Raw genomic sequence first — 13,745 nt, forward strand, 5'->3', positions numbered from 1 at the left:
GGCGGGCCGGAGAGGTGGTTCCCGATGGGCCGCACGGGGAGTACGAGCACGACGGCCGGACCCACGCTGGCGGTCGTCGCCCGCGAGGCCGGCGTGTCCGTACCCACCGCGTCCAAAGTCGTCAATGGCCGTGAGGACGTGGCCCCGGAGACCCGGCGCCGGGTCACGGAGGCGCTGGAGCGGCTGGGTTACGTCCGCAGGCCGCGGTTCGACGCGTCGAAGCCGCCCCGGCTGGTCGACCTGGTCGTGCACTCACTGGAGAGTTCCTGGTCAGGAGCGGTGCTGCACGGCGTGGAGGCCGCCGCGCACGACGCCGGACTGGACGTGGTGGTCTCCGCCGGCCTCGCCCGCACCAAGGGCGACCGGCCGCGGCGCGGCTGGCTGGACAAGCTCACCACGCGCGGCTCGGCCGGGGTTCTGTTCAACCTGGCCGAACTGTCGGAGTCGCAGTACGCGTGGCTGGCACAGCACCGCATCCCGTTCGTGATGATCGACCCCGCGGCGGAGCCGCCGTCCGGCGTGGTGTCGGTGGGCGCGGCCAACTGGCAGGGCGGAGTGACCGCGACCGAGCACCTGATCGGCCTCGGCCACGAGCGGATAGCGGTGATCGCCGGGCTGCGCCGGCGTATGTGCAGTGGTGCCCGAGTGGCCGGCTACCGTTCCGCGCTCGCCTCGGCGGGTCTGCCTCTGCGGCCCGAGTACGTCCGCTACGGCGCGTTCGAGGAGGCGGTGGCCCGCCGCCGCATGCGTGAACTGCTCGACCTGCCCGACCCGCCGACGGCGGTGTTCGTCTGCTCGGACCGGATGGCCCTCGGAGTGTACGGGGCGGTGGCGGAGCGGGGGTTGAGCGTGCCCGGCGACATCAGCGTGGTCGGTTTCGACGACCTTCCCGAGTCCCGTTGGGCGGGTCCACCGCTGACCACCGTCCGGCAGCCGCTGGCCGAGATGGCGGCCACGGCGCTGCGGCTGCTGGTGCGCATGATGGACGGCGAACACCCCGAGGGAACCCGTACCGAACTCTCGACCCGCCTGGTCCAACGCGCGAGCACGGCGCCGCCGGAGGGCAGCTGAACCTCCGGGCGGGCACGGCGCCCCCGAGAGGATTCGCCGAACCCCCAAGAGCACGGTCCCGCCGAAGATCCGCCGACCCCCGGCGGGCCGGCGGCGCCCTCAGTTCGCGTGCGGTCGGCCGTCTCGGACCCACGTCACCACGACCAGGGCCGCGGTGACGTACATCAGGACGCTGAAGGTGGCCACGGAGTCGACGTACTGCTCATAGCCGTGTGCCCGCAACTGGAGCGCCAGGGAACCGAGTACGGTCCCCAGCGCCGTGGTCGCGGCTGCCATGGCGACGAACGGGCCCTTCGTCATGGGTACTTCCTCCAAGCCATCAGACGATCGATCACCATCGAGCCTACTCCGCGGATGAGTTCAGGGCCTCGACCAGGACTCGGGCGGTATCGGCGATCAGGGCGTTGTCGCGGGGAGCGGTGGGGCGTGCGGTCGACGCGCGCCCGGGGGCACGGGCGCGCGTCGCCGCCGCTCAGTTCCGGTACCGGTAGAGAATCCGGCCGCGGGTCAGGTCGTAGGGGCTGAGCTCCACGAGGACGCGGTCGTACGGGAGGATCCTGATGCGGTTCTTGCGGATCTTCCCGCTGATGTGTGCGAGCACGTGGTGCCCGTTCTCCAATTCCACCGTGAAAGTGGCGTTGCGCAGGCATTCGAGGACGGTGCCCTCGACTTCCAGGCCGCTTGCGGTTCTGGCCAAGGTCTCTCGCTTCTCGATTCTGTGTGTCGGGCGGGGTCGGTGGGTCCTGTGGGTCCTGTGGGTCGTGGGCGGGGCGATGGGTCGTGTGAGGTCAGGGTCGTGGGGGAGTGTGCGGACGGGGGGTCATCGGCGTACCAGTTCCTGGTAACCGCCCGTTCGCCGGGCGCCGGCGCTCTCGACCAGCGCGGACGCCGGCGTGTTGGACGCGTCCACCTCGGCCCAGGCCGAGTCGCGCCCGGCGCGGTGCAGCTCGCCCAGGGCGTGGGCCAGCAGCGCGCGCCCGATGCCGTGCCGGCGGTGACCGGCCTCGACGGCGAGCAGCCCGATCCGCGCCCGGCGGGGCACCGGCGCGACCCGCACCAGTCCGACGTACGCGCCGTCGCGCACCGCCACCGCGTACTTCGACGGGTCGACCGGAACGGGCACGGCCGGCTGGGGCAGTACCTCGGCCGGCATGGTACGCCAGCCGACGGTGGCTTCGATCTCTTCACGGAGCGCGCGGTCCAGCGCGCGCAGCGGGCTCTCGTCGGCCTCGCCGGCGGGCAGGACCGTCACTCCGGCGGGGAGTCGAAGGGCGCCGAGCCCGGTTTCGCCGGGGTCGGTGGGCAGGACGTACTCCGACTCGCGGCGTCCGACGGCGAAGCCGAGCCGTTCCCAGTGATCTCGGGACTCGTCGTCGGCCTCGCCGACCAGGGTGTGCAGCGGCTCGGGGAGGTCCGTGAGCATCGCGGCGGCGATCCGGTCGAAGGCCGCGTCCTGCCATGCGTCGATGCTGATGAACCGCCGTCCGTCGGGCCGGTGCGAGACATCGCCCCGGCCGACGATCCGGTCGTCGGCCACGGCCTGCCACTCGGTCTGCGTGACCCGCGTGATCATCACGGTGTTCATGGGTGTTCGCCTCTCAGGAGTGCCTTGTCACACAGGCGCTCCCGACGACACCCAGGTCAGTCGAACACCGTGACGGAGAGAGGGAGCACCCATCTCGATACAGCGTTCACGGGTCTCACCTCCTCCGGCGAAGTCACGGTCCCTCGCAACGTACCAGCCGGCCGGTCGGTCCGCCCAACCCTTTTCCCGGCAGCGAGTGCGGCCGCGGTCCTCCTGCGCAGCGCCGCGGCTGCCGTGTTTTCCCTCGCCCCCCTCATCGGCAACGGTGCCGGACCGGGCCCCGGATGCGCCGGCCGGCTCCCGGGTCACCGCCCCCCGCGGCCGGTACGCCCGGAGGCTGCCGCCGCCCAGTCGATCCCCCCTCGCAGGTGGGCGAGGAACAGCGCGTCCTCGTAGGCTTCCGGGGCGTGTCCGAGCGCGGTGTAGAACACCCGGCCGGCGCCCTGGTCACGGCACCAGGCGAGCGGGTGGTCAGGCCCCATCCCCCCGCCCTCGTACGACGTCTCGTCCGCCCTCAGCAGCACCCGGACCACCGGACGCGGGTTGCCGCGGAAGTCGTACCACTCGTCGGTGAGGTCCCAGACGGCGGGCAGCCCCCGGGTGGCGGGGTGGTCGTGGTCCTCGACGACCGCCTTGCCCGGCTGGTGGTCGGGGTGCCGTTCGAACCAGGTCCCGAGCAACTCCCCGTAGTACGGCCACCCGTACTCGGTGCAGGCCGCGGCGTGCACCCCCACGAACGCCCCGCCCGCCTCCACGTACGCGGCGAGCCGCTCCCGCCCCGCCGGGGTCAGCACCTCGCCGCTCGTGGACAGGAAGACCACGGCCGCGTACCGGTCCAGCGGTCCTTCCAGCGCCGCCGGTTCCTCGCTGTGGTCGACGTCGTACTCCCCCAGCGCCCGCAGGGCGGCGACGCCGGCCGGGATGGAGTCATGACGGTAGTCGGTGGTGCGGGTGTACACGAGCAGTCGCGCGGTCATGCTCCGACCCTACGGCCGCGCCCGCTCCCGTCCGGCGTTCCGCTCGGGGCGAGGGTTCCGGCTGCCGGACCGCCGTCCCGCCCGGTCAGCCGCCCGTGTTGACGTCGTTGTCGGGGGCTGCGTCCCCCACGGGCGGGAGGTCTCCGCGTTCCACCGGCTCGCCGCCGCTCGCCGGGGCGGGCGGGAGGAGGGCGTCGAGTTCCTCGGCGGTGGGGCGGTGGAGGCGGGTGGCGGCGGTGCGCAGGACGGCGCGGGGGACGTTCTCGCCGGTGACGCGGACGACGTGGCCCTGACGGGGGACGAGGTAGCCCGTGGCCTTCCCGGTGCCCCGGACCCAGGCGTCGCCGTCGCGGGTGCAGGGCGTGCTGGCCGCGGAGTCGTCGGTGGCGGGCCAGATGGGGCAGTTCTCGGCGGTCAGGGTGCCCCGGTCGACGTAGAGGTGGAGCTGGGCGCCGGTGCCGGGCGAGACGTAGGTCGCGGAGAAGCCGTCCCCGCCGTAGACGCCGACGGACTGCCGGGCGAGGGTGTAGCCGGGTGCCTCGGTGGTGTAGACGTGCTCCGGCGCTATGCCCAACGCTTGTGCTCGGGACGCGAGTTCGGCCGGGTCTGCGGGTGCCGGGGCGCCGGTTCCGGTCGGGGTGGCGGTTCCCGTCGGGGCGCCGGTTCCGGCCGGGGCGGCGGACGGGGAGCCCGGCTCCTCGGTGCCGCAGCCGGCGGTCAGGAGGGCGACCAGGAGGAGGGCCGGCAGGGCGCGTACGGAACGGATCATGCGGCCATCCTGACGCACCGGGGTTCCACGAGGGCGGCCCGGGTGTGGCTCCGCCGACGTGTCCGATTCGTTCAAGACCGGCAGGGCGGGAGCAGCCTACGGTCGGCGTATGGGTTCACATACGGGTTCACATACAGGTGCGTCTACGGGTTCACGTACGACTTCGCGCGCGGCCGCGCGGACCACCTCACGGGTGACTCCGCGGTGCGACGCCGTCGGACTCGTCGTCTCCGACATGGCCGCCGCTGTCGCCTTCTACCGCCGGCTCGGACTCGCCTTCCCCGAGGGGGCCGAGGAGGGGCCGCACGCGGAGGCCGGCCTGGGCGGCGGGATGCGGCTGCTGCTGGACACCGAGGCGGGTGTGCGGTCCTTCCACCCGGACTGGCGTGCGCCGTCCGGGAGCGGACGGGCCTCGCTCGCGTTCCTCTGTGCCGGTCCGGAGGAGGTCGACCGGGTGTACGAGGAGCTGGTGGGCGCCGGGTACCACGGTGAGCTGGGGCCCTGGGACGCCGTGTGGGGGCAGCGGTACGCCGTCGTGCACGACCCGGACGGCAACGGGGTGGATCTGTTCGCGCCGCTGGGACGCCACGGGGATCCGTCAGCAGGGCTCTAGGACCCTCGCAGCAGGTCCTTGGGGGTGCGGCCCGTCAGCTCCCGCACGTCGCGGGCGAGGTGGGCCTGGTCCGCGTAACCGGACCGGATCGCCGTCGTCGCGAGGGGTACGCCGTCGCGGGCCAGCGCCACGGCGCGCTGAAGGCGCAGGACGCGGGCCAGGGTCTTCGGGCCGTAGCCGAACGCGTGCCGCGAGCGCCGGTGCAGCTGGCGCGCGCTGAGGCCGAGTTCGTCGGCGAGCGCGCCGACCGGGCGGCCCTCGGCGAGCGCGGTGACCAGCCTGCGCAGGGCCGGTTCGGGCGGGGCCGCGTACGCGAGGGCGATCTCCTCAAGGGCCCGGGCGGGGCAGGGGGCCGCCTCGACCCCGGCGGTCAGCCGGCGTACCCGGGCGGCCGGCCAGAGGTCGGCCAGGTCCACGCGGCGGTCGAGCAGTTCGTGGGCCGGGACGCCCAGGAGGTCCGGTGCCGTGCCGGGGAAGAGGCGGACGCCGGACCAGGGGGTGGGCGGGCCGCCGGGCGTGTGGGCGTGGGTGTCGGGGCCGGCGACCAGGAGGCGGCCCTCGTGCCACAGCAGGTCCATGCAGCCGTCGGGCAGCACCGGCCGGGGGGCGGCCGCCGAGGGCTCGTTGCTCCAGAGGACCGCACCGGGAAGTCGGGAGGGGCGCTCCTGGTACACACGGACAGGCTAGGGCCCTTCCGGCGGGTCCGCCCGGGCCGGCCGTACAGCGGGGCCGCCCGCCCGGCCGTACGGCGGGGCCGATCGGGCCCGGGTCGTACGGGGGCCCGTCCCGCGCCGCTACACGGCCACCAGGCGGCCCCGGTACTCCTGCGGGCTCACCCCGTGGACCCGCTTGAACGCGGCGGACAGCGCGAAGGCGCTGCCGTACCCGACCTGCCGGGCGATCGCCCCGATGGTGTCCTCGGTGTCGCGCAGGCGGTCGGCGGCCAGGGCCAGGCGCCATCCGGTGAGGTGGGTCATCGGGGGTTCGCCGACCAGGTCGGTGAAGCGGCGGCCCAGGGCGGCCCGCGACACGCCCGCCTCGGCCGCCAGCGCCGCCACCGTCCACGGGCGGGCCGGGTCGTCCTGGAGGAGACGCAGGACCCGTCCCACCACGGGGTCGCCGAGCGCCCGGTACCAGGCCGGTGCCGCCCCCTCCGGGCGGGCGAACCAGGCCCGCAGCGCGGAGATGACCAGCAGGTCCAGCATCCGGTCCAGGACGACCTCCTGGCCGGGTTCCTCTCGGACGATCTCCTCCGCGAGCAGCGGCGTCAGCGGGGAGGGCCACCGGTCGGCGGGCAGGTGGAGCAACGGCGGCAGCGCGGCCAGCAGCCGGCGGCTGATCTCGCCCGCCATCTGGTAGGTGCCGATCAGGACGACCGTCTCCCCGTCCAGCCGGTTGCCCCACGTGCGCACGCCCAGGTCCATGGACCCGTTCAGCGAGCGCCCGTCGGGGTAGGTGCACCGGCCGCCGGGCAGGATCACGGCCTGCGGGGCGGTTCCGGGATCGTCGGCGCACGCGTAGGCGTCGGGCCCGCGCGCTATGGCGAGGTCGCCCGCCGCCAGCCGTACCCGCTCCCCCGCGTCCGGCAGGATCCACGCGTCGCCACGCACCACGAGCATCACCGTCAGCGGGGCCCGGTCCTCGACCCGTACGCTCCAGGGCGGGTCGAAACATGCGCGGATCATGAAGGCGCCCCTGGCGCGCGGCCCGTCCAGCAGCCCGGCGAGTACGTCCATGGCGTCAGCGTATGCGCGCGCTCGTGCGGTGGAAGCACGCGCGGGCGGCCGAGCGGCGCGGGCCACGGCCTTCGTACGGGCCACGGCGGTGGCTGGGGCGGTGGACCCGCGGCCCGCACTGCCCCCGCGGGGGCGGGGGACCCGCGGCCCGCACGCCCCGCGGCCCGCACGGCCCCAGGCGGGCCGGCCGGGACTTGCGGACGGGCGCGCCCCGGCGCCGCTACTTCTCCCTCGGCGTGCCGCCGTCCCCGGGACCCCCCTTGTGGGCCGTACGCGCCGTCGTGCGCAGGCGGCCCGTGACGTCCTCGGGTGGGAGGAAGCGGGACCAGCGCTCGGGGAACTCGGACGGCATGTCGGGGTCGTCCGGGTCCTCGTGGGCGCGGGCGGCGGCGATGCGGGCGACGTACTCGGCGGCCTCCTCCTCCCGCAGCCGCTCGTTGGCCGCGCGGGCGGCGGCGGTCGCGGCGGCCGGCCACACACGGTCGATCGCGGCGTTGACGGCGGCCCCGACCAGCACGGCGAAGGCGGACACGCCGATCCACAGCAGGACGGCGACGGCGGCGGCGAGCGAGCCGTAGATCGTGGCCCCCTCGATGGTGCTCTGCAGGTAGAGGCGGAGCAGGAAGCTGCCGAGCACCCACATGCCGAGGGCGACCAGCGCGCCCGGGACGTCCTCGATCCACGGGGAGCGCACCGGCACGGAGACGTGGTACAGGGTCGTGAGGAAGACGACCGACAGGACGAGGACCACCGGCCAGTAGAGCACCTGCACGAGGGTCGCCGACCCCGGCACGAGCCGCACGACGGCGTCCGGCCCGGCCACCATCAGCGGCAGCGCGACCGAGCCGATCAGCAGCGCGGCGATGAACAGCAGGAAGGCGACCAGCCGGGTCTTGACGATGCCCCGGACGCCGTCCAGGCCGTACATGACGGTGATCGTGTCGATGAAGACGTTGACCGCGCGTGAACCCGACCACAGGGCGAACAGGAACCCTATGGAGATGACGTCGGGCCGGCCGCCCTTCATCACGTCGTCGAGGATCGGCTGGGCGATCTGCTGGACGCCCTTGTCGGACAGGACCGTGCGGGAGGCCTCCAGCAGGTTGGTCTCCAGGCTGGTGATGGTGTCGGTGCCGGTCCAGTCGTCGACGTAGCCGAGGAGTCCGATGAGGCTGAGCAGCAGCGGCGGCACGGACAGCAGCGTGAAGAAGGCCGCCTCGGCGGCGAGGCCGAGGATGCGGTACTCGATGCAGGAGTTGACCGTGTCCTTCAGGAGCAGCCAGGCGGTCCGTCGCTTGGAGACGTTCCGGTAGAGGGCACGCGCCCGGTGCAGACGCCCCGCGGCGGCTCCGGGTTGCTCGGGTGACTGACTTGCTGGCTGCACGTCCTAAAGGTATCCGCCGTACGAGGGTGCACTCATCCCCGGTGGGCCCTGCGTCGGGGTAGGTTCGCGGTATGGCAGGCAGCACGCACTCCGTGATCAACCAGCCCCCTCCTCTGATCGGATACGACGTCTACGGCGCCGATCGTGCCCTGGTGGCGGCCGTCGAGCGACATCTGGACCCGGCGGTGCTCGGCGAGGCGAGAAGCGAGCTCTCGGCCCTGGGCCGGGCCGCCGGGTCGGCCCAGCTGCGGGAGTGGGCCGTGCAGGCCGACGAGAACCCGCCCCGGCTGCACACCCACGACCGCTACGGGCGGCGCATCGACGAGGTGGAGTTCCACCCGGCCTGGCACCGGCTGCTCGGCAAGGGTGCCGGGGCCGGCCTGACGGCCGCGTGGACCCGGCCCGGCGGGCATGTACGGCGGGCCGCCGGGTTCCTGGTGTGGACACAGGTCGACGCCGGCACCTGCTGTCCGCTGTCCATGACGCACGCGGCGGTCCCGGCGCTGCGCGCCGAGCCGGAGCTGGCCGCCGAGTGGGAGCCGCGGCTGACGTCGAGGCTGTACGAGCGGCAGCTGCGGCCCGCAGGGCAGAAGGCGGGTGCCCTGTTCGGCATGGCGATGACGGAGAAGCAGGGCGGCAGCGACGTCCGGGCGAACACCACGTCGGCGCGGCCGCTCGCCGAGGCGGGAGCGTACGAGCTGACCGGGCACAAGTGGTTCTGCTCGGCGCCGATGTCGGACGGGTTCCTGGTGCTGGCCCAGGCGGCCCCGTCGGCGGGAGAGGGCGGTCTGACCTGTTTCCTGGTGCCGCGGGTGCTGGACGACGGCACCCGCAACCCGTTCCTGCTGCAACGCCTCAAGGACAAGCTGGGCAACCGGTCGAACGCCTCCGCCGAGGTCGAGTTCGACGGGACGTGGGCGCGCCGGGTCGGCCCGGAGGGGCGGGGGGTGCGCACCATCATCGACATGGTGGCGGCCACCCGTCTGGACTGTGTGCTGGGCTCGGCGGGGCTGATGCGGCAGGCGGTCGCGCAGGCCGTGCACCACTGCGACCACCGGGAGGCGTTCGGCGGGAAGCTGGTCGACAAGCCGCTGATGCGCAACGTGCTGGCGGATCTCGCGCTGGAGTCGGAGGCGGCGACGACGCTGGCCATGCGGCTCGCGGCGGCCTGCGACGACGGGAGCGAGAGCGAGCGGGCGCTGCTGCGCGTCGCGGTGCCGGCCGCGAAGTACTGGGTGACCAAGCGGTGCGCGCCGGTGGTCGTGGAGGCCGCGGAGTGCCTGGGCGGCAACGGCTACGTCGAGGAGTCCGGGATGCCCCGGCTGGTGCGCGAGTCGCCGCTGAACTCGATCTGGGAGGGCGCCGGCAATGTGCAGGCGCTGGACGTGCTGCGGGCGCTGCGGCGCGAGCCGGCGGCGTTGGACGCCTATCTGCGGGAGGTCGGTCTGGCGCGGGGGGCGGACCACCGGCTGGACACGGCGATCAAGGACCTGCTGACGGAGCTGGCCGATCTGGAGGGGGCCGAGGCCCGGGCACGACGGCTGGCGGAACGGTTCGCCCTGGTGTTGCAGGGGGCGCTGCTGGTCCGGTTCGCTCCCCCGGAGGTCGCCGACGCGTTCTGCGCGGGCCGGCTGGGCGGGGACGCGGGCGCGTCCTTCGGGTCGTTGCCGCACTCCCTGGACGTGGCGTCCGTGGTGGCCCGGGCCCGGCCGGAATGAGCCGTGGGGGGCGGTCGCCCGGCCGGAGGCCGTGAGCCGCGAGCGGCGCTGAAGGGGGGGGCGGGGGTGGTGCTGCGCCGACACGGCACCACCCCCGCCGGATTGGCCCTGCGAGGCCAGAAACGCCGCTCGGGACGGCGTTGCTCAATCTTCAATCAGCGGCGCGGGGGCGCACCAGGGTTGCAGAGGGTTGCAACTTGCTGACGGTGTGACCGGAGTGTGCCCTTCCGTGCGTGCGGGGCGGCAGTATGAGACGCACCGGAGCGGCCGGAAACCGTCGGCCCGACGGCTTGACACCCGCCCGCGTCCTCTGGTGAACCCTGTGTGCCGGACCGCTTCTGCTCTTCGGGAGGCCCTTGTGGCGAAGTCGCCCGTGAACGTGGCGCAGCTCGCGGCCGTGGACGCCGCCCGGGCGGCGCGCGTGCTCAGCGAGGTGCGCGACGCCAGGCTCGCCGGGCAGCGGGCGCGGGTGGCGCCCCGCCCGGTGATCGAGCAGTCGTGGGAGCGCATGCTGCGCCACGGTGTGGACCCGGAGCACGACCGCCGGTCGGGGCTGCTGAGCTCCGAGGAGGTGCGCCGGCGCCGGGACGCCTCGCCACTGAAGGAGGTGCTGCCGGTCCTGCGGGAGGGACTGCTGTCGGTGGCGGACACCGCGCACCACATCATGGTGGTCGCCGACGAGGACGGCCGGGTGCTGTGGCGGGAGGGCTGCGTGCCGGTGCTGCGCCGGGCGGACGTGCTGGGCTTCGAAGTCGGCGCCGACTGGCGGGAGGACGTGGTGGGCACCAACGGCATCGGCACCCCGGCGGTGGTGCGGGGGCCGGTCCAGGTGTTCGCCTCCGAGCACTTCGTGCGCTCGCAGACCACGTGGACCTGTGCGGGCGCCCCGATCACGGACCCGCGGGACGGTCGGCTGATCGGCGTGGTGGATGTCAGCGGCCCCCTGGAGACGATGCATCCGGCCACTCTGGCCTGGGTGGACTCGGTGGCGAAGCTGGCGGAGGCGCGGCTGCGCGAGAGGCATCTGGTGGCGCTGGAGCGGCTGCGGGCGGTGGCGGCGCCGATCCTCGCCCGGCTGGGCGGCCGGGCCGCGGTGGTGGACCGGGACGGCTGGACGGCGGCGGTCAGCGGGATGCCGTACACCAGCCGGATCACGTTGCCCAAGCCGCCGCTGCCGGGCCGCCGGTGGCTGCCCGCGCTCGGGGTGTGCGCGGTGGAGCCGCTGGACGGGGGCTGGCTGATCCGGGCCGCCGACGAGCCGCTGCCGCCGGGCACCACCCGGATCGTGCTGGATTTGACCCGGCCGCGCCGCTGGTCGGTGCGCGTGTCCGGGGCGGCGGGCACCTGGTCGCACGAACTGAGCCCGCGCCACGCGGAGTTGTTGTACCTCCTCGCGGTGCGCGACGGGGGGCGCAGCGCGGCCGACCTGGCCGGGGAGGTGTTCGGCGACCCGGGGCGGACGGTGACGGTGCGGGCCGAGATGTCGCGGGTGCGGCGGTATCTCGGGGGTCTGCTGGAGCATCGCCCGTACCGCTTCAGCGAGGACGCCGACGTCGAGCTGCTGCTGCCCGACGACCCTCGGGACCTGCTCACGCACTCCTCGGCACCTACGGTGGCCGCCGGGCGCGAACGTGGCTGATTCCTATCGCATTCGGGCGGCCGCCGGGACATCTTCCGGGTATCTGCGCAGTCTTCGTCCGCGGCCCGGGTCCCCTGCCGTAGCATCCCCCCTACGGGCCACCCCACCTGCTCCTGTGTCAACGTACGGACCACCGGGCGCAGTTGGCTCGCCTCGGGAGGACGAATGAAGCATCGGGGCCGACACCGCCGGCGCAGGCGCGGCAGGGCGCTGCGCGCGTTCCTGGCCGGAACCGCTCTGGCGCTCACCGGCGCCGCCACGCTGATCAGCGCGTCCCAGGCGACGGTCACCGACGATCCCGGGGCACTGAGGTCCCTCGCCGCCACCGGCGCCGAGGCCGGCGCGGCGCGGCTGGCGGAGGAGCCGGTGCCGCGCGCCGCCCTCGACCGGCTGGCCTCGGCCATGGGGCGCCCCCTCGGTGTCGGGGAGGTGCTGGCCGACGCCGACCACACGCTGCGCGGCGCCGACGACTGCGCCCCCGATGAGCGGGGCGCGCTGCCCGAGGCGCCGGCGGCCACCCGGGCGTACTGCTGGGACGCCGAGGACACCCGCGGCTGGCACGCCGGTGCCGTCACCACCTCAGGTGACGCCTCCGACGACGGCCGCTGGGGTGCGCACCAGGTGATCCTCGCGGGCTGGTCGACGGTCGGCGACGAGACGGAGCCGGACGGGACGTCCGACGCGGGGAGCACGACGACCGAGGCGGGCGGCACGACGGACGAGGCGGGCGCGAGCGGTGCCGCCGAGGCCGGGGACGCCGTCGTACCGGACGGCGCGCCGGGGCCCGGTGGCAGGGACGGCGGCGGCCGTCTGGCTCGGGTCGCCTTCGTCGACGCGGACGATCCGGAGCGGCTCAGCTACACGTGGGTGCTGCTCGTCGTGCCCGTGGAGGGCGGCCGGGACTACCGGGCCCTGGAGTCGCGGGTGGCGGGGATGGTCTGGTTCCGGGACCGGCTGCTGGTGACCGCCGACGAGGGCGACCGCACGGCGCTGTACGTGTACGACGTCAACCGGATCCACCGGGCCACCGCGCCCGGCGACGCCGTGGGCCGGGTGCCCGGCGGCTGGTCGGCGCACCACGCCCGGTTCGTCCTGCCCGCGGTCGGCACCTACCGTCCGGCCGGAGGCCCGGGAACCCCCTCCACCGCCTCCGTGTCGCTGGACCGCAGCACCACCCCGCCCAGCCTGGTCGCCGCCGAGCGGACCACCCCGGACGGCGACGGGCGAGCGCGCCTGTGGCGCTACGCGTTCAGCGCCGTGCCGGAGCGCTCCGGGCCGCTCGTCACGGACGCCGCGGGGCGGGCGGTGCCGGACGAGGTGTACGAGACGAAGGCGACCGGGGTGCGCGGGGTACTGGCCCGCGACGGCGCCTGGTACGTGACGCGGGCGGCCGCCCCGGGGCACGAGCACGGCACGCTGTGGCGGCAGGACGGAGCGGGAGCGCGCTCCCCGACCTGCGGCTCGGGTGTCCACCGCTGCTGGAGCGGGCTCACCCGGTCGCTGTCCTACTGGCCCCGGACCGGCGAGGTGTGGGCGCAGTCGGGGCGGACGCTGTTCGCGCTGGAGCTGGCGGACATCGACAGATCGGCCGAGTAGATGGTTGTCTGACCGGCATGAGCAACATCCCCGTGACCACCTGGTCCCTGGAGCAGACCTCCCCGGCCGACCTGCTGCCCGCCGCCGCACCCGACGAGGAGGTGGTGGTGACGCGCGCCGAGGTGCCCTCCCCCGAGTTCAGCCGGTTCCTGTACGCGTCCGTGGGCGGGGACATCCGCTGGGTGGACCGGCTGGGCTGGTCGTACGCCCGGTGGCGGGAGCACCTGACGCGTCCGGGGGTGGAGACCTGGGTGGCCTACGAGCGGGGCACACCGGCGGGGTACGTGGAGCTGACCCCGGGGGACGACGGGGTCGTGGAGATCGAGTACTTCGGCCTGATCCCGGCGTTCCGGGGCCGGCGCATCGGCGGGCACCTGTTGTCGTACGGCACCGCCCGCGCGTGGGACCTCGCGGAGCGCTGGCCGGGGCTGGCCGAGACCAAGCGGGTGTGGCTGCACACCTGCAGCCTGGACGGCGAGCACGCCATGGCCAATTACCAGCGGCGCGGTTTCCGGCTGTTCGACACCAAGGTGGAGGAGCAGCGCGCGGTGGCGGCCCCGGGGCCGTGGCCGGGCGCCCACCCCGAGGCCGGCTGAGACCGCGGCGCCTACCGCGCCCGACCTGCGCGGACAACCCCTCGTCCGCGCCATGTGACCG

General features: G+C 74.6%; 14 protein-coding genes. 6 read left to right on the forward strand and 8 right to left on the reverse strand.

Annotation, left to right across the window (positions count from 1 at the left end; genetic code table 11):
- Positions 1 to 24 precede the first annotated feature (24 nt).
- Entirely contained in the window at positions 25 to 1,071 is a 1,047-nt protein-coding gene (locus tag ACSLTV_RS12990) for a LacI family DNA-binding transcriptional regulator (RefSeq protein ID WP_432135753.1), read from the forward strand.
- Between the two features lie 99 nt (positions 1,072 to 1,170).
- Here the strand turns inward: ACSLTV_RS12990 and ACSLTV_RS12995 are convergent, their stop codons facing one another.
- The 5 genes from ACSLTV_RS12995 to ACSLTV_RS13015 form a co-directional block, all read right to left on the reverse strand.
- Entirely contained in the window at positions 1,171 to 1,371 is a 201-nt protein-coding gene (locus tag ACSLTV_RS12995) for an SCO3870 family protein (protein WP_432135754.1), read from the reverse strand.
- 172 nt (positions 1,372 to 1,543) lie between these two features.
- Positions 1,544 to 1,768, reverse strand: coding sequence for a translation initiation factor IF-1 (gene infA, locus ACSLTV_RS13000; RefSeq protein WP_432135755.1), 225 nt, complete (start codon positions 1,766 to 1,768; stop codon positions 1,544 to 1,546).
- A 123-nt stretch (positions 1,769 to 1,891) separates the two neighbouring features.
- A complete protein-coding gene (locus ACSLTV_RS13005; RefSeq protein WP_435612160.1) occupies positions 1,892 to 2,656 on the reverse strand; it encodes a GNAT family N-acetyltransferase in 765 nt (254 codons plus the stop codon).
- Positions 2,657 to 2,961: 305 nt separating this feature from the next.
- The gene (locus ACSLTV_RS13010; RefSeq protein ID WP_432135757.1) at positions 2,962 to 3,633 is read right to left on the reverse strand and encodes a ThuA domain-containing protein; all 672 of its coding nucleotides are present in this window, start codon (positions 3,631 to 3,633) and stop codon (positions 2,962 to 2,964) included.
- Positions 3,634 to 3,718: 85 nt separating this feature from the next.
- Entirely contained in the window at positions 3,719 to 4,402 is a 684-nt protein-coding gene (locus tag ACSLTV_RS13015) for a hypothetical protein (RefSeq protein ID WP_435612161.1), read from the reverse strand.
- Between the two features lie 58 nt (positions 4,403 to 4,460).
- Between ACSLTV_RS13015 and ACSLTV_RS13020 the strand changes: the two genes are divergently transcribed.
- Positions 4,461 to 5,015 (forward strand): VOC family protein, encoded by a 555-nt coding sequence (locus ACSLTV_RS13020; RefSeq protein ID WP_432135759.1) that lies wholly within the window; start codon positions 4,461 to 4,463, stop codon positions 5,013 to 5,015.
- On the opposite strand, the gene ACSLTV_RS13025 is transcribed toward ACSLTV_RS13020, so the two are convergent.
- The 3 genes from ACSLTV_RS13025 to ACSLTV_RS13035 form a co-directional block, all read right to left on the reverse strand.
- Positions 5,012 to 5,689, reverse strand: coding sequence for a helix-turn-helix domain-containing protein (locus ACSLTV_RS13025; protein ID WP_432135760.1), 678 nt, complete (start codon positions 5,687 to 5,689; stop codon positions 5,012 to 5,014). The genes ACSLTV_RS13020 and ACSLTV_RS13025 overlap by 4 nt on opposite strands.
- A gap of 120 nt (positions 5,690 to 5,809) precedes the next feature.
- Positions 5,810 to 6,751: an AraC family transcriptional regulator gene (locus ACSLTV_RS13030; RefSeq protein WP_432135761.1), complete on the reverse strand. Its 942-nt coding sequence runs from the start codon at positions 6,749 to 6,751 to the stop codon at positions 5,810 to 5,812.
- Between the two features lie 220 nt (positions 6,752 to 6,971).
- Positions 6,972 to 8,135, reverse strand: a complete 1,164-nt coding sequence (locus ACSLTV_RS13035) for a YihY/virulence factor BrkB family protein (protein WP_435612162.1) — start codon at positions 8,133 to 8,135, stop codon at positions 6,972 to 6,974.
- Positions 8,136 to 8,206: 71 nt separating this feature from the next.
- On the opposite strand from ACSLTV_RS13035, the gene ACSLTV_RS13040 reads away from it, so the two are divergent.
- From ACSLTV_RS13040 to ACSLTV_RS13055, 4 genes are all read left to right on the forward strand, one after another.
- Entirely contained in the window at positions 8,207 to 9,853 is a 1,647-nt protein-coding gene (locus ACSLTV_RS13040; protein ID WP_432135763.1) for an acyl-CoA dehydrogenase family protein, read from the forward strand.
- 358 nt (positions 9,854 to 10,211) lie between these two features.
- Positions 10,212 to 11,492 carry a GAF domain-containing protein gene (locus tag ACSLTV_RS13045; protein ID WP_432135764.1) on the forward strand — a complete coding sequence of 427 codons (1,281 nt, stop codon included), beginning with the start codon at positions 10,212 to 10,214 and terminating at the stop codon, positions 11,490 to 11,492.
- Positions 11,493 to 11,657: 165 nt separating this feature from the next.
- Positions 11,658 to 13,088: a hypothetical protein gene (locus ACSLTV_RS13050; RefSeq protein ID WP_435612163.1), complete on the forward strand. Its 1,431-nt coding sequence runs from the start codon at positions 11,658 to 11,660 to the stop codon at positions 13,086 to 13,088.
- Between the two features lie 17 nt (positions 13,089 to 13,105).
- Positions 13,106 to 13,684 carry a GNAT family N-acetyltransferase gene (locus tag ACSLTV_RS13055; RefSeq protein WP_432156278.1) on the forward strand — a complete coding sequence of 193 codons (579 nt, stop codon included), beginning with the start codon at positions 13,106 to 13,108 and terminating at the stop codon, positions 13,682 to 13,684.
- Positions 13,685 to 13,745 lie beyond the last annotated feature (61 nt).

Source organism: Streptomyces sp. bgisy159 (assembly GCF_965341775.1).
Lineage (GTDB): Bacteria > Actinomycetota > Actinomycetes > Streptomycetales > Streptomycetaceae > Streptomyces.

Bases quoted from the DNA above. Each gene is read 5' to 3' on its own strand.
- ACSLTV_RS12990 (WP_432135753.1), top strand. From the start codon at position 25: ATGGGCCGCACGGGGAGTACGAGCACGACGGCCGGACCCACGCTGGCG.
- ACSLTV_RS12995 (WP_432135754.1), bottom strand. From the start codon at position 1,371: ATGACGAAGGGCCCGTTCGTCGCCATGGCAGCCGCGACCACGGCGCTG.
- ACSLTV_RS13005 (WP_435612160.1), bottom strand. From the start codon at position 2,656: ATGAACACCGTGATGATCACGCGGGTCACGCAGACCGAGTGGCAGGCC.
- ACSLTV_RS13010 (WP_432135757.1), bottom strand. From the start codon at position 3,633: ATGACCGCGCGACTGCTCGTGTACACCCGCACCACCGACTACCGTCAT.
- ACSLTV_RS13015 (WP_435612161.1), bottom strand. From the start codon at position 4,402: ATGATCCGTTCCGTACGCGCCCTGCCGGCCCTCCTCCTGGTCGCCCTC.
- ACSLTV_RS13030 (WP_432135761.1), bottom strand. From the start codon at position 6,751: ATGGACGTACTCGCCGGGCTGCTGGACGGGCCGCGCGCCAGGGGCGCC.
- ACSLTV_RS13040 (WP_432135763.1), top strand. From the start codon at position 8,207: ATGGCAGGCAGCACGCACTCCGTGATCAACCAGCCCCCTCCTCTGATC.
- ACSLTV_RS13050 (WP_435612163.1), top strand. From the start codon at position 11,658: ATGAAGCATCGGGGCCGACACCGCCGGCGCAGGCGCGGCAGGGCGCTG.
- ACSLTV_RS13055 (WP_432156278.1), top strand. From the start codon at position 13,106: ATGAGCAACATCCCCGTGACCACCTGGTCCCTGGAGCAGACCTCCCCG.